This window comes from Pseudomonas gingeri (assembly GCF_013385635.1).
GTDB lineage: Bacteria > Pseudomonadota > Gammaproteobacteria > Pseudomonadales > Pseudomonadaceae > Aquipseudomonas > Aquipseudomonas gingeri_A.
The window spans coordinates 65,175-83,090 of record NZ_JACAPR010000016.1; the positions used below are offsets into that span (position 1 = coordinate 65,175).

Annotated in this window: 13 protein-coding genes and 1 tRNA gene; 9 read left to right on the top strand and 5 right to left on the bottom strand. The window is 62.4% G+C overall.

All coding sequences use genetic code 11. The features are described 5' to 3' along the window. Positions 1–39: 39 nt before the first annotated feature. Together HX851_RS44430 and HX851_RS44435 are read left to right on the top strand one after the other, a co-directional pair. On the top strand, positions 40–345 hold the full coding sequence (locus HX851_RS44430; protein WP_177056274.1) for a YkgJ family cysteine cluster protein: 306 nt from the start codon (positions 40–42) through the stop codon (positions 343–345). Positions 346–504: 159 nt separating this feature from the next. Continuing rightward, positions 505–7,014, top strand: coding sequence for a TcdA/TcdB pore-forming domain-containing protein (locus tag HX851_RS44435; RefSeq protein WP_177065996.1), 6,510 nt, complete (start codon positions 505–507; stop codon positions 7,012–7,014). Between the two features lie 68 nt (positions 7,015–7,082). Here HX851_RS44435 and murI read toward each other — a convergent pair whose 3' ends face one another. Genes murI through hemA form a run of 5 tightly spaced genes read right to left on the bottom strand, consistent with a single transcriptional unit; the run spans position 7,083 to position 11,815 of the window. Next, positions 7,083–7,874, bottom strand: coding sequence for a glutamate racemase (gene murI / locus HX851_RS44440; RefSeq protein WP_177056276.1), 792 nt, complete (start codon positions 7,872–7,874; stop codon positions 7,083–7,085). Next, on the bottom strand, positions 7,867–8,622 hold the full coding sequence (locus tag HX851_RS44445; protein WP_177065997.1) for a molybdopterin-synthase adenylyltransferase MoeB: 756 nt from the start codon (positions 8,620–8,622) through the stop codon (positions 7,867–7,869). Before HX851_RS44445 ends, murI begins: the two co-directional genes overlap by 8 nt. Next, positions 8,616–9,446, bottom strand: a complete 831-nt coding sequence (prmC, locus tag HX851_RS44450; protein WP_177056278.1) for a peptide chain release factor N(5)-glutamine methyltransferase — start codon at positions 9,444–9,446, stop codon at positions 8,616–8,618. The genes HX851_RS44445 and prmC overlap by 7 nt, the downstream gene beginning before the upstream one ends. After that, positions 9,447–10,529, bottom strand: coding sequence for a peptide chain release factor 1 (gene prfA, locus HX851_RS44455; RefSeq protein WP_177056279.1), 1,083 nt, complete (start codon positions 10,527–10,529; stop codon positions 9,447–9,449). Then, on the bottom strand, positions 10,526–11,815 hold the full coding sequence (gene hemA, locus HX851_RS44460; protein ID WP_177065998.1) for a glutamyl-tRNA reductase: 1,290 nt from the start codon (positions 11,813–11,815) through the stop codon (positions 10,526–10,528). Before hemA ends, prfA begins: the two co-directional genes overlap by 4 nt. A 185-nt stretch (positions 11,816–12,000) precedes the next feature. Between hemA and HX851_RS44465 the strand changes: the two genes are divergently transcribed. The 7 genes from HX851_RS44465 to pth all read left to right on the top strand — a co-directional run bounded on the left by HX851_RS44465 (position 12,001) and on the right by pth (position 17,913). Beyond that, the gene (locus HX851_RS44465) at positions 12,001–13,725 is read left to right on the top strand and encodes a tetratricopeptide repeat protein (RefSeq protein ID WP_177065999.1); all 1,725 of its coding nucleotides are present in this window, start codon (positions 12,001–12,003) and stop codon (positions 13,723–13,725) included. Positions 13,726–13,729: 4 nt separating this feature from the next. Then, positions 13,730–14,347, top strand: a complete 618-nt coding sequence (lolB, locus tag HX851_RS44470) for a lipoprotein insertase outer membrane protein LolB (protein ID WP_177056282.1) — start codon at positions 13,730–13,732, stop codon at positions 14,345–14,347. Between the two features lies 1 nt (position 14,348). Continuing rightward, complete coding sequence (ispE, locus tag HX851_RS44475) at positions 14,349–15,200, top strand: 4-(cytidine 5'-diphospho)-2-C-methyl-D-erythritol kinase (protein ID WP_177066000.1); 852 nt, start codon at positions 14,349–14,351, stop codon at positions 15,198–15,200. A 35-nt stretch (positions 15,201–15,235) separates the two neighbouring features. Then, positions 15,236–15,310, top strand: a tRNA-Gln gene (locus HX851_RS44480). Between the two features lie 46 nt (positions 15,311–15,356). Next, positions 15,357–16,298 (top strand): ribose-phosphate pyrophosphokinase, encoded by a 942-nt coding sequence (locus HX851_RS44485; RefSeq protein ID WP_003171603.1) that lies wholly within the window; start codon positions 15,357–15,359, stop codon positions 16,296–16,298. Positions 16,299–16,560: 262 nt separating this feature from the next. Then, entirely contained in the window at positions 16,561–17,157 is a 597-nt protein-coding gene (locus HX851_RS44490) for a 50S ribosomal protein L25/general stress protein Ctc (RefSeq protein WP_017123775.1), read from the top strand. 171 nt (positions 17,158–17,328) lie between these two features. Beyond that, positions 17,329–17,913 carry an aminoacyl-tRNA hydrolase gene (gene pth / locus HX851_RS44495; RefSeq protein WP_177056284.1) on the top strand — a complete coding sequence of 195 codons (585 nt, stop codon included), beginning with the start codon at positions 17,329–17,331 and terminating at the stop codon, positions 17,911–17,913. The last annotated feature ends 3 nt before the right edge of the window (positions 17,914–17,916 follow it).

Below are 17,916 nucleotides of genomic sequence, written 5' to 3' on the forward strand. Positions count from 1 at the left end.
AGGCATACGGGCTCGCGGCACTGGCATACACTGGCGCCCATGACCACGATTCCCCTGACCGACCTCACCCCACCGGCAATCTCCTGCTCTTCCTGCGCGGCCTGCTGCTGTCGGCTGGAAGTCCTGTTGATCACCGAGACCGGTGTGCCCGAACGTTTTATCGATATCGACGACTGGGGCGGCGAGGTGATGTTGCGCCTGGAGGACGGCTGGTGCGCGGCACTGGATCGCGACAGCATGCGCTGCACGATCTACGAGAAACGCCCGCTGATCTGCCGGGAGTTCGAAACCGGCTCGGCGGACTGCCTGGAAGAACGCCGCGGGATCACCACGGCGTATCGATGATTGGACGGATGATTTGAACGAGCTGATCAGGGCGCTTTCATCGCCGAGGCAAAGACACTTCCCATATCTCCGCTGAACCAGCGCATTCCACACTTGAGACCCATGTCACAAGTGGCGGGCAACCCGATCGTTGCCCCCGGAACCTGAGATCACCGGTCCATGAAAACCCTCGAACCGCCCTGTATTTCGCCCCCCTGCGCAACCGATAACCTCCCGTCAACGACCGATCCCGTACAGGTCCAGTCGCAGCAGTTGCTCTCGCTCGATACCGCCAATGCACAAGTGGCCGCCCTGCTCGAAAAGCTGCCCCTTCCGAAACGGCCCGGGGTGAGTCCGGCAACCGACGAAGTCGAGCAGGTACGCCAACTGCAAAAGGATTATCTGGCGCAGTTGCAGCTGTTCTGGACACGACCCAATGACGCCAGCGGCGGCCTGCCCGCCGAGCAACGACTCGCGCTGTGCCTGGAAATACAACTGCGGGCCGAGGCGCAACTACGCAGCAGCGATGGCACGCTGGAGGCCGACGACCGGCAACGGATTGACCAGGTACTGCTCCTGCCCACACGGGCACAACGGGAGGATGCGCTGCCGGTACTGCCCGCCGTCTATCGGCCTGCGGTGTACGGCATCACCCTGCTGGAAGCACACACCGGGGACGCGTCCCCATGGCCGGGCGCCTTTGTCATCACCAGCCGCGACGGCGCCGTTCTGCAAGGCAGCAATCCCGACCCGAAGCAGTTCAAGGGCAAGAAAGCGGTCGAGATCCACAGCGACCTCGGACGGATCGTGCTCTTCACCCTGGAATATGGGCTCGAAGCCTTTGCCTCGCTCAGGCTCCTGCATATGAAATTGCAGATGCGCATCGGGCAAAAGATCGCGGACCGTTTCACCGCCAGTGAGGACAAGCAGGAGAATCTGTTCACCTGGCAGACCAGGTTACTGCGCGATGCCCAGCAAAGTCAGGTGAACGCTGTGTTTGCCGCCACCCCGGCGGACACCTCGCCAGCCCTGCTGCAACGCCTCGAAGCCGCCGCCGAGCTGCGTGGCATCCTGGATATCGGCGGACGACTGAATCAGCGCTGGCAGGCGCTGCAATACAGGACCTGGCAGCAAGTCTTCAAGGATGCCGGTCGGCAGGACTGGCAACGTTACCGGGAGGCCGCCAGCCAGGTGCAGGCCGGCCGCCTGGCGCTGGCCCTGGCGTTGATCGATGCGGCGCCATCAACCCCGTCCGATGGCAGCTCTGCCACACCGGCCATCCGCGACCAGGAAACCCTGGAGGCCATTGTCCAGGCCCTGTGCGCGCAGCCGCCAACCTCGACGCGCACAGGACAGGCGATAAGCGATACCTGGCAATACACCAATGCCGCCTGCCTGCAACTGGCACTGCTGGATGCCACGCTCCATGGCCGGATCGGTGCGCGCCAGCAACGGTGGGTCCGCTTGGTGCTCGACTATCCGCACCCGACCACGCGCCCGAAGCTCGACCAACACGCCATTATCGCCAACGCACTGGGCCTGTGGACACATTCCGAGAATGCCCGGAGCACGCTGCATATCATCGACGGCGTACTCGCGATCACCAGCGCGGACCCGAACGATACGGGTGTGGTGCTGTACGCCCCGGACGCACCCGATGACAGCGATCTCAAGGAACTGAGCCAGCTCGCTGATATCGATCCGCACTTCGAAGAGCCGAAGTGGACAAACTATCTGGCCCCGCGACTGAAAAAAGCGAGTACCGCCACCATACAGTCACCGTCTCCCGCAAACGGCGCCCATGTGCAACTGATCCCGATGCCGGACAACGTGCAGCAGTGCCTCTACGAAATACGACGTGACGCGCTTGTCGAGCAGGCCCGTCGCAGTCCCGTCGGCAACACCGCCAGTGACTGGCAATCACTGGTCGATCAGTGGGCGTTCGGCAATGTCGTGGGCCAGAAGAACGCCGGCTTGATCGGCACCTTCCTGCCCGGAGGAAATTCGCTGACCCGGATAAGGGCGACCGGACAAACAGATATTGCAGCTCTGCCGGGTAGCCTTGCGACAGCTCGCCAGGGCCCAGCCAGCGTCATGCCGCCCGGCCCGGCACGGCTACGACTGCTGGGCGGTGCGCCGATGAACTCGCCTTTCGGCGGAAAAGCACCGCCGTCCATACCAAGGCGCCTTTCGGCAATAGCCAGCCTGATTCGCCTGGGCTCCTGGAACCCACGGGTCATGGAAATCATTTTCCCCCTCATGACCAACCTGCCAGACTGGCCACAGGGCAGCAGCCTGGTGATCATCGACACCCACGATCCAGGATTTGGCTGGTCGGTGCGCTACCGTGGTGGGCTGTGCGAAGACACCTATGGATATCGGGTGAATCCCGATATGTTCAGCGCCCACCATGATGTGGTGCTGTACCGATCCGGTCACAATCATTATTCGGTCTGGCTCGCTGGCAACGTGGTGGACGTCCCCGCCGGTGAGGACAGCTTCTTTCATGCCGTGGCGCTGTCACTGAACCTGGGCCGGGCTGCCGGCACGTTCACGGTCGAGAGACTGCGCAATGCCGCCGCCGACCATATCGAACGCAATCCGAACATCGTGCCCTTCGTGACCGCCGAGCATCTGCCCCTCTATGCCCGGGCACTTGAGCATTGTCTGGAACTGAATATCTGGCTGGGGGATGACGGCTATCGCGAATTGACTGCCATCCTCAAAGGGTTCCCCAATCCGTACGGTCTCTTCCAGCCAGCCATCCGTTATCTGGAAACGACCCTGTCGTCCCGTTCGCCGAATATCAGCGCCGCCATCGATGATGCGTTCAATGCCGTTCATCAGCGTCACGGGCTGCCCCCCATGCCTGCCGAAATACGCCAGATCATCGATCGTTACATCGACGCCCCTCCGCGTCCGGCACTCTCCCTCCTGCTCGACGAGCCAGGGCGCAGGATGCTGCTGGAAACTCTGTTGACGGGCCCCTCGCAAGCGGCGGACATCGACTTCCTGGTGCACCGCATCTTCATTTTTGACGAAAACATCCGGCATATCCTGCTGGAGTACGGGGCGACGACCGCCCAGTTGCGCCAGTATGCGCTCCACTACATGAGCAATCAGATCAACGCACGGCGTGACTTGCTCAGAGCCGTGCTCCAGCGCGCCCCTGCGCTGCTTGAACGGGTCGATATCATTTTCAGTTCCCCGATCCTGACACCGCCCATGGGTGAGGGGCTCAACGTCAGCCAGATCGCCCACTTGCTCCGCGACCCGCAAGTCTCGACGAACAGGTTGCGATTGATCGCCCGTTGCGCGGATGCCGGTATCATCCATATAAACCTGCTCGACAACGCCGACGGAATAAGGGCACTGAGTGACTCCCTGGTGTCCCGGCTCCTCGGCTATCAACCGGAACTGCTGGCACTGGCCAGGCAAATGGGATTCCAGGACATTGCCCCTTTGCTCCTGCCCTTCAAGGCCGCTCCCCGTGTCTGGAGCCGACATCAATTCCTCTCGCCCCCCCACGCGAATACCCGGCTCCAGCTTCTGCTCGATACGCCCGGACTGTTTGCCCTGCTCAGGCAACTATCAGGCCGGGTCGTCGACAGGATGTGGACGCAACTGACCAGCGCCACGTATGACAATGCCAGGGTCCGCCATGCGCTCGCCAATCCGCGCAAAACCCTCAGCAGCCTGACCCAACTGGACAATGCCCTGAACGCGGCGCTTCCGAACACGGAGGAAGCCGGTCCCTCGACGCGTTCGCAACCGCTCTACCTGAGGGGATATGAGGTACGCGGCAGATCGACGCTGGAACTGTCGGGGCCGGATGCACGAGGCCTGTACCACACGACGAGCGGCAGGACGTACATCCTCTTCGAAGGCCTGCGCTACGAAGTCCGAATCTTCGGCAGCCGGATCAGGGTCATCCATGCCATCGAAGGTTTCAGACGCCCGACCTATGAGATACAACGCCGTGCCGACGGTTCGTGGCAGTTCATGGACGCCCCCGGCTTGGGCGGAGATGTACGCAGGCCCTATCCCCCCATCACCGAACAATCCCGGCTGCAACGCAACGAGTTCACTGCTCTGGGCCAGGCGGCGGAACAGGAGTGGCAAAGGCTCACGGCCGATTCGGCAGAGTCCGCCCGGGTCCCTGACCTGCACACCATCGAATCCAGTGACGATGGCGACACGCTGGAGCTGATCAGTTCGGACAGCTCGCCACGCCGGCAACTGGCACTGGCGAAAACCGGCGCGCTGGCCCGGCTCTCGGCACATATCCGTGGCACCGTCGACACGATCCACCGGTACTTCACGCTCCAGGACGGCCAGTTGCTGCCACGCCCGGACGTCACCCACCATGAGGTGGTCCATGGCCTGGCGCAGCTCGACGGCCTGAACAGCCTGAATACCGGCTTCGCGCTATTGCTGCTCAACAGCGGCAAGCACTACGCCTTGTCCGAGGAACTGGCCAGCGCGGTGCAGGTACAGTTCTATACGCAACTGGCCCAGGTGGTCATGGGCATCGCCAATGACGGGAAAATACTCGCCCAGGCGATTTACCTCGGCCTGAAGGATGCCGGGCACCTGGGTACAGAGAGTATCAGCCTGCTGGACAAGGCCGGCCGGGGTATCAGCCTGGGTGGCAAGACACTGACCCTGGGTGGACTGCTGGCTGCGGGCAATGCCTTGCTGGTCCTCGCCAGCCTGGCGGTGGACGGCTACCTGCTCGCCCATGCCGAGAGCACCGAGGAAAAAGCCATCTACGGCACCAATGTCGGGCTCGATAGCCTGGCGCTGGGGACGGTGCTGGCGGGCTTTGCCGAGAGTGCCGAATTTCTCGGGCCGCTGTCGATACCGCTCGCCGGCCTGGGCCTGGGCGCCAGCAGTCTGGTGGCGGTGTTCTTCACCAAGGCCCACAAGGTCCTGGCCACGGGCGAGCAATTCACCCGGGAAATCCAGGCCTACCGCAGCGGTTACGTCGTGGATCCCGAAACCCATGCACTGCGCATGGACGGTCCGGTGGTGGTGAGCCATCTGGATCAGCGCAACGGCCAGGTCTACCTGGGCAGCCCGAAGATCTACGCCGTCGACAATTCGCGTTCGGGTGATCCGCAAGTGATCGTCGACGAAGGCCAGGCGATTGATGTCGGTCGGGTCCTGGAGCTTCCCGGGCAGTTGCCGTTGCCCGTGTCGGACAGCATCCGCAGCCTGGCCCTGCCGGGCACGCCCGAGCATAGCTACTCGCCGCAATATGCCTGGCTGGTAGGCGCCACCCGGCGCAACGATGCCCAATTGCAGCTGTTCAAGGCGCTGGAGCAAAAGACCCGGGGCAAGTTCATCGAAGCCGAATGGGTCGCGGTGTTCCAGAAGGTCGTGGAAAAGCTGGAGCCGCGCTACCACGCCACACGCATCCGGGTCAGCCTGGGCCAGGCGGCACCGCCGCTGATCATGGATGATATGGGCGAACGGGGCCGTTACCTGAGCTATGACATCGAGGGCAAGGGCAGCCAATACGACCTTTACCTGAGCGACGGTCCGGCACTCACTCTGTCCAGTTGCGCCACCTCCCGGCCCTCTACCTGGGTGCTGCATACCGATCACCTGGGTCAGCCGGACGATATCCGGCTTGAGCCCGGCCGGCTGACAATAAGTGGCGTCGTGGTGCAGGTCGCGGACAAGGAGACCCTGTATGCCGTCAACAAACTCGACGAGGCGTACCGGCTGGATCTTGTCGGCGGTCACTGTACGCTGGTGACCTTGAGCGCACGGGACCATGAGAACACGGGTACGCTGCGGCAGCGTCTGCAAGCGCTGCGGAGCCGGCAGCGGTTGGCTGCACCGGTATGTATCGAAGACCTGTCGACGCCCGACTGTCCAGGCCGGGGCATTTATTATCGGCCCGCCGACGGCAGCTTCGTGGCCATCCCCGTGGACGGTCAGGATCACGGCGAAGAGCCCTACCAGATCCCGGTAGCGGTCGAAACGCTGGTCATCGCCTCCAGCCCGCAGCGCAAAAAGGTTCAGGAAGCGGCTGCGACACTGGCCGAACTGACGGACTATCTGGACGCCGCATATCGCAAGTTCGGCGGGCGCTCGGCGGGGTTCTGGAGCGCCCATCCCGACAACGGCTCGCCCACCAACGAGAAGTGCCACGCAGACTATCTGCGGGCGCAATACCGCCTGGAGGTGCAGCGCGCGCGCCTGCAAGGCGGGTATTCGGACATCGCGTACGCGATGATGCTGCAATTGCTGCCCTTGCACGAACGCGACTCGTCGACCCAGGGTCCGCGCCAGGTGCCGGTGCACCGGTTGAGTATCAATGGCTATCCGTCCGATGACGTCCTGGCACTCGGCGACCCGGGGCAGGGAACGCTGCTGCTGTATGTACCGGCATCAGCCTCGGCCTTGAGCGAGTTCAGCGACGTCAGTGCACTCAAGGCACAGGTGCGCCAGTTGGCCGCCGCAGACGCGACACGCACGGCGCTGCAGGAGCATTTCCCGCGCAGCTGTCGCGCCAGCAACCACAGTGCCCTCTGGGGCTACACCGGCACGGACGAAGCCCTGGAACAGCTCGGCGACAACGGCGACTGGAGCTTGATCCGGATCGACCGCTACCCCCTCCAGGACGACGATGTATTCACCGCCCTGGCCAGCCTCAAACGCCACAGCGAAGGAGGCTGACAGCCCTCGAAACAGAAACCTGGCGCCAGGTACAAGCTCACGGGGATGCACCGTTCCAAGCCGATGTCTTACCCCTTGAAGCCTTGCACAACGCCCGGCTCACTCCATAGCATCGGAAGGATTTTCCCGAAGTGCTGCGGATCAGCACTGGTCCAGAATTGCGCCTCGCGCGCCGGCCCCGCGGACAGCAGGTCGCGTGCCTCCAGCAGGCGCTGGAGTTGCCGCGCCACGGCGGCACCGGTATCGATCAGGCTGATGGACGCCGGAATCATCTCCAGCAACAGCGGCCTGAGGAAGGGATAGTGGGTGCAGCCGAGGATAATCGTGTCGCAGCCCGCCGTGAGAAGCGGCTCGACATAGCTGGCGAGCAACTGGCGCAAAGCCGCGCTGTGCAGATCGCCTCCCTCGATCATTTCCACCAGGCCGGGGCACGGCTGGGTGACCACCCGCACATCGCTGGCGAAGCGGTCGAGCAAGGCGGCGAACTTGGCGCTTTGCAAGGTCCCGGTGGTGGCGAGGACACCGACCACACCGCTGCGGGTAGCCGCCGCGGCAGGCTTGACCGCCGGCTCCATGCCCACCAGCGGCCAGTCAGGGTAACGCTGGCGCAGATCGGCGACACCGGCCACCGTCGCGGTATTGCAAGCAATCACCAGGGCCTTGGCGCCCTGCCCGCGCAGGAACCCGGCAATCACTGCACAACGCTGGCGAATGTACTCCGGACTTTTTTCACCGTAGGGAATATGTCCGCAATCGGCGACATACAGCAGCGATTCGTTGGGCAACAGCGCACGAACTTCATTGAGCACCGACAGCCCGCCGATGCCGGAGTCGAACACACCGATCGGCGCGTCACGCATCGCGGCTGCCGCAAACACTGCAGTGCGGATCGCGCTTGACCCGCAGCTCACGGAACTTCGTGCCCAGGGCATCGATCAGCAGCAGCCGCCCCACCATCGACTCACCGAAACCGGCCAGCAGCTTCAGGGCCTCCAGGGCTTGCAGGCTGCCCACCAGACCGACCAGCGGACCGATCACGCCGGCTTCGCTGCAGGTCAGTTCGGCTTCGCTGCCGTGACCATAAAGACAGTGGTAGCACGGGCTTTCGGCGCGGCGCGGGTCGAACACCGACAACTGCCCTTCCAGACGGATCGCCGCGCCGCTGACCAGCGGCTTGCCGGCGGCCACGCAGGCAGCGTTGACGGCTTCGCGGGTGGCGAAGTTGTCACAGCAATCGAGCACCAGGTCAACGGCAGCCACCACGGCGCCCAGGGAGTCTTCATCCAGGGCCTGGCGATGGGCGACCAGGCCGATTTCCGGATTGATTGCCGTCAGCCGGCGCAGTGCCGAGTCGACCTTGGTCGAACCGACGCTGTCGGTATCATGGATGATCTGGCGTTGCAGGTTGGTCAGGTCGACGCTGTCAAAGTCCGCCAGGTGCAATTCGCCGACGCCGGCGGCAGCCAGGTACAAGGCTACCGGCGCACCGAGACCGCCGAGGCCGACAATCAGGACCCGGCTGTTTTTCAGACGCAACTGGCCATCGATATCGACCTGTTGCAACAGGATCTGCCGGCTATAGCGCAACAGCTCCTGGTCGTTCAGCACGATAGACGTCCCAGGCTGATGCGCTGGTGACCACCCAGGTCGGTACGGCTGTGCACCTCACTGAAGCCCTGCGCCGAGAGCAGTTCACGGACCGCATCGGCCTGGTCGTAGCCGTGTTCGAGCATCAACCAGCCATCATGCTCCATATACGTCGGTGCCTGGGCGATGATCAAGCGCAGGTCGTCCAGGCCATCGGCACCGGCCACCAGCGCACTGGCGGGCTCGAAGCGCACATCGCCCTGGGCCAGGTGCGGGTCGGCCGAGGCGATATACGGCGGGTTGCTGATGATCAGATCAAAGCGCTGGCCCTCCAGGGCACCGAACCAATGGCTGCTCAACACCGTGGCATTGTCCAGGCCCAGGCGTTGGCGATTGCGCTCGGCCAGGGCCACGGCTTCCAGCACCCGGTCCACCGCCGTAACGCGCCAGGCCGGACGCTCGCTGGCCAGGGCCAGGGCAATAGCGCCGCTGCCGGTGCCGAGGTCGAGCACCTTGCCCGGAGTCGCCGGCAGCAGTTCAAGAGCGGCTTCCACCAGCAGCTCGGTGTCGGGACGCGGAATCAGGGTATGCGGCGCGACTTCCAGGTCTAGTTTCCAGAACCCCTGCTGGCCGAGGATATAGGCCACCGGCTCGCCACCACGACGGCGTTGCAGGAAACCGGAAAAGGCCAGCGCGGCTTCGCTGCTGACGATCTTTTCCGGCCAGGTGTGCAGGTAGCTGCGGGACTTGCCCAGGGCCGCCGCCAACAGCAACTCGGCGTCCAGGCGCGCGGTCGGTGAGTCGGGCAGTTCGGCGGCGCGCAGCAGGCTGGCGATAATAGTCATTTAATCACCCAAGGCCGCCAGTTGATCGGCCTGGTATTCGGCCAGCAATGGCTCGATCACCGCCTCGACACCGCCCGCCAGGACTTCGTCCAGGGAGTACAGGGTCAGGTTGACACGGTGGTCGGTGACCCGGCCTTGTGGAAAATTGTAGGTACGGATGCGTTCGGAACGGTCGCCCGAGCCCACCAGCAGCTTGCGCTCGCTGGCAATGGCGTTGGCGGCGGCGCTGGTCTGCTGGTCGTTGAGCTTGGCCGACAGCCAGGACATGGCCCGCGCGCGGTTCTTGTGCTGGGAACGCTCCTCCTGGCACTCGACCACGATCCCCGACGGGATGTGGGTAATACGGATCGCCGAGTCGGTCTTGTTCACGTGCTGGCCTCCCGCGCCCGAGGAACGGTAGGTGTCGACACGCAAGTCCGCCGGGTTGATCTCGATGGCTTCCTGTTCATCCGGCTCGGGCAACACCGCCACGGTACAGGCCGAGGTGTGGATACGTCCCTGGGATTCGGTGGCCGGTACGCGCTGCACGCGGTGGGCACCGGACTCGAACTTCAGCTTGCCGTAGACATTGTCGCCTTCGACCCGGGCAATGACTTCTTTATAACCGCCGTGCTCGCCCTCGTTCTCCGAGAGGATCTCCACCCGCCAGCCGCGTTTCTCGGCATAACGCGAGTACATGCGGAACAGGTCGCCGGAGAAGATCGCCGCCTCGTCGCCGCCGGTCCCGGCACGGATTTCGAGAAAGACATTGCGCCCGTCGTTGGGGTCCTTGGGCAACAGCATGCGTTGCAGGGCGGACTCCAGCTCGAGCAGTTGCTCCTTGGCTTCGCGGACTTCCTCGACCGCCATCTCGCGCATGTCCGGGTCGCTGTCCTTGAGCAGCGCCTGGGCACCCTCGAGGTCCGCCTGCACTTTCAACACCTGGTTGTAGGCCGCGACGATCGGCTCGACCTCGGCGTATTCCCGGGAATAGGCGCGAAACCTGGTCTGGTCGGAAATGACTTCGCCATCGCCAAGCAAGGCGGTCAGTTCCTCGAAACGGTCCTGGAGGATGTCCAGCTTATTGAGCAGTGACGCTTTCATTGCGGTTTCTTATCCGAAAAGCTATCCGATGAGCCCTCACCGAGGGCAAAGAGTTCCTGGGCCATGGCCAGCGCATCGAGGCGGCCTTCGGCGGACAACTTTTTCAGTTGCACGCTGGGCGCATGCATCAACTTGTTGGTCAGGCCCCGCGCCAGTTGCATCAACACCTCTTCGGCGCTGCTGCCATTGGCCAGCAGACGCTGGGCCTTTTGCAATTCTTCGTCACGCAGGCGTTCGCTCTGCTGGCGGTACGCCTTGAGCACATCCACCGCCGCCAGTTCGCGCAGGCGGATCATGAACTCGTCGACGCCGCTGCTCACCAACTCCTCGGCGGTCTGGGCGGCGCCCTGGCGGCTCTTGAGGTTCTCGGCGACCACTTCGTGGAGATCGTCGACGCTATAGAGGTAAACGTCGTCCAACTCGCCGACTTCCGGCTCGATATCCCGGGGAACGGCAATGTCCACCATGAAGATCGGCTTGTGCTTGCGCAGCTTCAAGGCACTTTCCACCGCGCCCTTGCCGAGGATCGGCAACTGGCTGGCGGTGGAACTGATGACGATATCGCTGTGCACCAGTTCCTGGGGAATATCGGCCAGCAGCACCGCATGGGCACCGAATTCTTCGGCGAGAATCTTGGCCCGCTCCAGGGTGCGGTTGGCGACCACGATACGCTTCACTCCCTGCTCGTGCAGATGGCGGGCGACCAGGGTGATGGTCTCGCCGGCGCCGATCAGCAACGCGGTGCTGCGCTGCAGGTCGCTGAAAATCTGTTTCGCCAGGCTGACGGCGGCAAAGGCCACCGACACCGGGTTTTCGCCGATGGCGGTGTCGGTACGCACCTGTTTGGCGGCGCTGAACGTGGCCTGGAACAAACGCCCGAGCAACGGTCCGATGGTCCCGGCTTCCCGCGCCACGGCGTAGGCGGACTTCATCTGGCCGAGAATCTGCGGTTCACCGAGCACCAGCGAGTCCAGGCCGGAGGCGACACGCATCATGTGACGAACGGCCGCATCGTCTTCATGCACATAGGCACTGGCGCGCAGCTCTTCGAGGCTCAGATGGTGATAATCGGCCAGCCAGCGCAGCACCGTGTCCGCCGCCAGGTGATCCTGTTCTATATACAGTTCACTGCGGTTGCAGGTGGAAAGGATCGCGGCTTCCCGGCTTTCGGTCAGGCGGCAGAGCTGCTGCAGGGCCTCTACCAACTGCTCGGGAGTAAATGCCACGCGCTCGCGCACGTCTACGGAGGCCGTCTTGTGGTTGATGCCGAGTGCGAGGAAGGCCATTCAAGGTCGCTGATGATGTCGAGAAGCCGACAATTGTCCTACTTCACCCGGTTCAGAACAACCATTGCCGACTATTGTCCTAATGGAACATTGCTATAAGTGCCCCGGTGAGCGGTCACGGGTATGGTTCTGCCCACCGCTTGTGTCATGATGCCCCGACCGCAGGTAAGTTGCCCTTCTCCTATATGAATAGATCCTCCGCGTTGCTTCTCGCTTTTGTCTTCCTCAGCGGCTGCCAGGCCTTGGCTCCCGTATCGCCGGGCAATACGCCACAGGCCGAGGACACCACTGCGGCCCCGGAAAAGCCCAAGGTCTACAGCTCCTTCAGCGAAGACACGGTCTTCAGCCTGCTGAGTGCGGAACTGGCCGGGCAGCGAAATCGTTTCGATATCGCGCTGGATAACTACGTCACCCAGGCGATCAATACCCAGGACCCCGGTATTTCCGAGCGGGCCTTCCGTATTGCCGAGTACCTGGGTGCCGACCAGGCAGCCCTCGACACCTCGCTGATCTGGGCGAAAAACGCCCCGGACGATCTTGAAGCGCAACGCGCGGCGGCGATCCAGCTGGCGCGCAGCGGGCGTTATGACGACTCCATGGTCTATATGGAGAAGGTCCTGCAGGGCAAGGGCGACACCCATTTCGACTTCCTCGCGCTGTCGGCCGCCGACACCGACCAGGACACCCGCAACGGCCTGATGAAGAGTTTCGACCGGCTGCTGGTCAAGCACCCGAAGAACAGCCAGCTGATTTTCGGCAAGGCCTTGTTGCTGCAACAGAACGGTGACAACCAGGGCGCCCTGACGCTGCTGGAGAGCAACCCGCCGGAAGACGGCGAAGTCGCCCCGCTGTTGCTGCGCGCACGCCTGCTGCAAACCATGAATCGCGGCAAGGAAGCGATTCCGCTGCTGGAAAAAAGCATCAAGAAGTACCCGGACGACAAGCGCCTGCGCCTGACCTATGCGCGCATGCTGGTCGAACAGGACCGCATGGCCGATGCCAAGGTGCAGTTCTCCAGCCTGGTCCAGCAGTATCCGGAAGATGACGAGCTGCGCTTCTCCCTGGCACTGGTCTGCCTGGAAGCCAAGGCCTGGGACGAGGCCAAGGGTTATCTGGAAGAACTGATCGCCCGCGACAGCCACGTCGACTCCGCCCATCTGAACCTGGGCCGCATCGCCGAAGAGAAAAACGACCCGCAGGGCGCCCTGGAAGAGTACGAACAGGTCGGCCCGGGCAATGACTACCTGCCGGCCCAACTGCGCCAGACCGATATCCTGGTGACCAGCGGCCGCGGCGCCGAGGCCTCGAAGAAGCTCGCCGCCGCCCGCGACGAGCAGCCGGACTACGCGATCCAGCTGTACCTGATCGAGGCCGAGATCCTTTCCGCCAACAATCACGGCGACCAGGCCTGGAAAGTCCTGCAGCAGGCCCTGCTGCAATACCCGGACGATCTGAACCTGCTGTATACCCGTGCCATGCAGGCGGAAAAACGCAACGACCTGGCCCAGATGGAAAAGGACCTGCGGGCGATCCTCAAGCGCGAGCCGGACAACGCCATGGCCTTGAACGCCCTGGGCTACACCCTGTCGGACCGCACCACGCGCTATGCCGAAGCCAAGGAACTGATCGAGAAAGCGCATCAGTTGAATCCGGAAGATCCGGCGGTGCTCGACAGCCTCGGCTGGGTGAACTTCCGCCTGGGCAACCTCGATGAGGCCGAGCGCCTGCTGCGCCAGGCCCTGGAGCGCTTCCCCGACCAGGAAGTCGCCGCACACCTGGGCGAAGTCCTGTGGGCCAACGGCAAGCAGAGCGAAGCCCGGAAAATCTGGGGGCAATTCCTCAAGGACCAGCCCGACAGCCCCATCCTGCGCAGCACCATCAAGCGCCTGACCGGATCCGAGACTCTTTAAGCTTATGTTTTTGCGCCACCTCGTTGTTTTCAGCCTGATCGCCCTGCTCGCCGGTTGTGCGGGCTTTGGTGCCCGTGAGTCCGTCGAGGGCCACGGCGACCCGGCCCAGTGGGCCAGGCACAAGCAGCAGTTGAGCAGCCTCGACGGCTGGCAGATCAACGGCAAGGTCGGGATCCGCGCCCCGAAGGACTCCGGCAGCGGCACCTTGTTCTGGCTGCAACGCCAGGATTATTACGATATCCGCCTGTCCGGCCCGCTGGGTCGCGGCGCTGCCCGCCTGACCGGACGCCCGGGCCAGGTCTCGCTGGAAGTCGCCAACCAGGGCCGCTATGAAGCCACGACGCCGGAAGCCCTGCTCGAAGAGCAGATGGGCTGGAGCCTGCCGGTATCCCATCTGGTCTGGTGGGTTCGCGGCCTGCCCGCACCCGACAGCAAGAGCCGCCTGGGCCTGGACAACGACAGCCGCCTCGCCACCCTGGACCAGGATGGCTGGCAGGTCGAGTACCTCAGCTACACCGAGCAGAACGGCTACTGGCTGCCCGAACGCATCAAGCTGCACGGTCGCGACCTCGATGTGACCCTGGTGATCAAGGACTGGCAGCCGCGCCAGCTGGGGCAGTGACATGCCGGCCAGCCGCCTGACCCTGCCCGCCCCCGCCAAGTTGAACCTGATGCTGCACATCATCGGTCGCCGTGCCGACGGTTATCACGAGTTGCAGACGCTGTTCCAGTTTCTCGATTACGGCGACGAACTGAGTTTCGCCGTGCGTGACGACGGCGTGATCCGGCTGCACAGCGAATTCGACGGCGTGCCCCACGACAGCAACCTCATCGTGCGCGCGGCGAAAAAACTCCAGGAACAATCCGGCAGCCCCCTCGGCATGGACATCTGGATCGACAAGATCCTGCCCATGGGCGGCGGCATCGGTGGCGGCAGCTCCAATGCCGCGACCACCCTGCTCGCCGTGAACCACCTCTGGCAGCTGGCCTGGGATGAAGATCGCCTCGCCGCCCTGGGCCTGACCCTGGGCGCCGACGTCCCGGTTTTCGTCCGTGGCCACGCGGCTTTCGCCGAAGGCGTGGGGGAAAAACTCACCCCGGTGGACCCCGAAGAACCGTGGTACGTCGTGCTTGTTCCGCAAGTATCTGTAAGTACAGCAGAAATTTTTTCCGATCCGCTGTTGACACGTGACTCCGCGCCCATTAAAGTGCGCCCCGTTCCCAAGGGAAACAGTCGAAATGACTGCTTGCCGGTTGTCGCGAGACGTTATCCAGAAGTACATAACGCCTTGAATTTGCTAGGTAAATTTACCGAAGCAAAATTAACCGGAACTGGAAGTTGTGTGTTTGGGGCCTTCCCAAGCAAAGCTGAAGCTGATAAAGTCTCGGCCCTTCTTGCAGAGACCCACACAGGGTTTGTAGCCAAGGGAAGCAACATCTCGATGTTGCATCGCAAGTTGCAAAGTCTGCTCTAGGAATTCGGGTACTGGGTACTCGTTGCAACAGATACAGGGGCGTCGCCAAGCGGTAAGGCAGCAGGTTTTGATCCTGCCATGCGTTGGTTCGAATCCAGCCGCCCCTGCCATTTTCTAATACTCATCCAGGTTACCCTCAGCCTCTAGGTACTGCGCGTGTCCAAGATGATGGTCTTTACGGGGAACGCTAACCCCGATCTGGCTCGACGTGTCGTACGTCAGCTGCATATCCCTCTCGGTGACATCTCTGTCGGTAAATTCTCCGACGGCGAAATTACCGCTGAGATCAATGAAAACGTCCGCGGTAAAGATGTCTTCATTATTCAGCCGACTTGCGCTCCGACCAACGATAACCTGATGGAACTCGTCGTGATGGCTGATGCCTTCCGCCGGTCCTCAGCCACTCGAATCACTGCGGTGATCCCTTACTTTGGTTACGCCCGTCAGGATCGCCGTCCGCGCTCCGCACGTGTGGCTATCAGCGCGAAAGTCGTCGCTGACATGCTCACCGTGGTAGGCATCGACCGTGTTCTCACGGTTGACCTGCACGCTGACCAGATCCAGGGCTTCTTCGATATTCCGGTAGATAACATCTACGGCTCCCCCGTTCTGGTGGATGACATCGAAGACCAACGCTTCGAAAATCTGATGATTGTGTCTCCGGACATTGGTGGCGTCGTGCGTGCACGGGCTGTCGCCAAGTCGCTGGGCGTGGATCTGGGCATCATCGACAAACGTCGTGAGAAGGCCAACCACTCCGAAGTGATGCACATCATCGGTGATGTCGAAGGCCGCACCTGTATTCTCGTCGACGACATGGTCGACACCGCCGGCACCCTGTGCCACGCGGCGAAAGCCCTCAAGGAACATGGCGCTGCCAAGGTCTTTGCCTACTGCACACACCCTGTGCTGTCGGGTCGGGCAATCGAGAACATTGAAAATTCCGTGCTGGACGAGCTGGTGGTGACCAACACCATCCCGCTGTCCGCCGCAGCACAAGCCTGTGCACGTATCCGTCAACTGGATATCGCACCGGTAGTCGCCGAAGCGGTTCGCCGCATCAGCAACGAAGAATCGATCAGCGCGATGTTCCGCTAGGTTCGGTACGAAAACTCGCCGAGCGGCGATCAGGCAAGGCGAAAACAGGCGAGCAAGCGGAGTGTAGGGACCTACATGAGCATTGCGAGCCTGTTTTTAACGCAGCATGATCGTCGCGCAGGCAGTTTTCATACCTTGCAGACACCTCGTTGACGTAAAGCGCCCCGCCCCAACACTCATGTTGGGGCGGGGCTTTTTTGCCCATGCCGCTTTGACGTCGGTCGCAGGCGTCACCCGGACATGGCTATTTTGGAGATACAAAATGACTGATTTCATCCTGAACGCCGAAGCGCGTACCGACCTGGGGAAAGGTGCGAGCCGCCGCCTGCGTCGTCTCGCCAGCCAGGTTCCTGCCGTTGTCTACGGTGGCGACAAGGCTCCTGAGTCCATCATGATGCTGGCTAAAGAAGTTGCCAAGCTGTTCGAAGACGAGGCTGCTTTCAGCCACGTCATCCAACTGAACATCGGCGGCGTCAAGCAAGACGTGATCGTTAAAGCGATGCAGCGTCACCCGGCCAAGCAGTTCATCATGCACGCCGACTTCGTTCGCGTTGTTGCTGGCAAGAAACTGACCGCTGTCGTTCCTGTGCACTTCATCAACGAAGCTGCTCCAGTGAAGAAAGGCGGCGAGATCTCCCACGTTGTGAACGAGATCGAAGTTTCCTGCGAAGCCAAGGACCTGCCTGAGTTCATCGAAGTCGACCTGGCTGACGCCGAAGTCGGTTCGATCATTCACCTGTCCGACCTCAAGGCCCCTAAAGGCGTTGAGTTTGTTGCTCTGGCACACGGTGACGACAAGGCTGTTGCCAACGTTCACGCTCCACGTGTTGCTCCAGAAGCAGAAGGCGCTGCAGAGTAATTTCACTCTGACGCCGGAGTGACTGGAAACATCGCGGACTGGAACGTAGCGAGAAAGCGGGCGAGAATGCGAAGTTTACGTCATGGTAAATGAGCGTTTTTCGTCCACTTTTTTCGCCACACCCAAGCATTGCGGCGATGTTATCCACCACTCCACAGAAGGGCCCCTGTCGTGACTGCCATCAAACTGATCGTTGGCCTGGGAAATCCAGGCACCGAATACGAACAGACCCGGCATAACGCGGGGGCCCTTTTTGTTGAACGCATCGCTTCGGCACAAGGCATCAATCTTGTGGCCGATCGCAAGTATTTCGGCCTGACCGGGCGCTTCAGTCACCAGGGTCAGGATGTTCGCCTGCTGATTCCCACCACCTACATGAACCGTAGCGGCCAGGCCGTCTCGGCATTGGCTGGATTCTTCCGCATCACGCCCGAGGAAATCCTGGTGGCGCATGACGAACTCGACCTGCCACCCGGCGTTGCCAAGCTCAAGCAGGGCGGCGGCCATGGCGGTCACAACGGTCTGCGCGACATCATCGCGCAGCTCGGCAACCAGAACACCTTTCACCGCCTGCGACTCGGCATTGGCCACCCTGGCGTTGCGAGTATGGTTTCAAACTTCGTCCTGGGTCGTGCGCCACGCGCCGAACAGGAAAAACTCGATGCCAGCATCGACTTTGCCCTCGGCGTGCTGCCGGATATCCTCGCCGGTGAATGGAACCGCGCGATGAAACACCTGCACACCCAGAAGGCCTGACTC

Coding starts and splice junctions, on each gene's coding strand:
- HX851_RS44430 (WP_177056274.1), top strand. CDS start 40: ATGACCACGATTCCCCTGACCGACCTCACCCCACCGGCAATCTCCTGC.
- HX851_RS44435 (WP_177065996.1), top strand. CDS start 505: ATGAAAACCCTCGAACCGCCCTGTATTTCGCCCCCCTGCGCAACCGAT.
- murI (WP_177056276.1), bottom strand. CDS start 7,874: ATGCGTGACGCGCCGATCGGTGTGTTCGACTCCGGCATCGGCGGGCTG.
- prmC (WP_177056278.1), bottom strand. CDS start 9,446: ATGACTATTATCGCCAGCCTGCTGCGCGCCGCCGAACTGCCCGACTCA.
- prfA (WP_177056279.1), bottom strand. CDS start 10,529: ATGAAAGCGTCACTGCTCAATAAGCTGGACATCCTCCAGGACCGTTTC.
- hemA (WP_177065998.1), bottom strand. CDS start 11,815: ATGGCCTTCCTCGCACTCGGCATCAACCACAAGACGGCCTCCGTAGAC.
- HX851_RS44465 (WP_177065999.1), top strand. CDS start 12,001: ATGAATAGATCCTCCGCGTTGCTTCTCGCTTTTGTCTTCCTCAGCGGC.
- lolB (WP_177056282.1), top strand. CDS start 13,730: ATGTTTTTGCGCCACCTCGTTGTTTTCAGCCTGATCGCCCTGCTCGCC.
- ispE (WP_177066000.1), top strand. CDS start 14,349: ATGCCGGCCAGCCGCCTGACCCTGCCCGCCCCCGCCAAGTTGAACCTG.
- HX851_RS44490 (WP_017123775.1), top strand. CDS start 16,561: ATGACTGATTTCATCCTGAACGCCGAAGCGCGTACCGACCTGGGGAAA.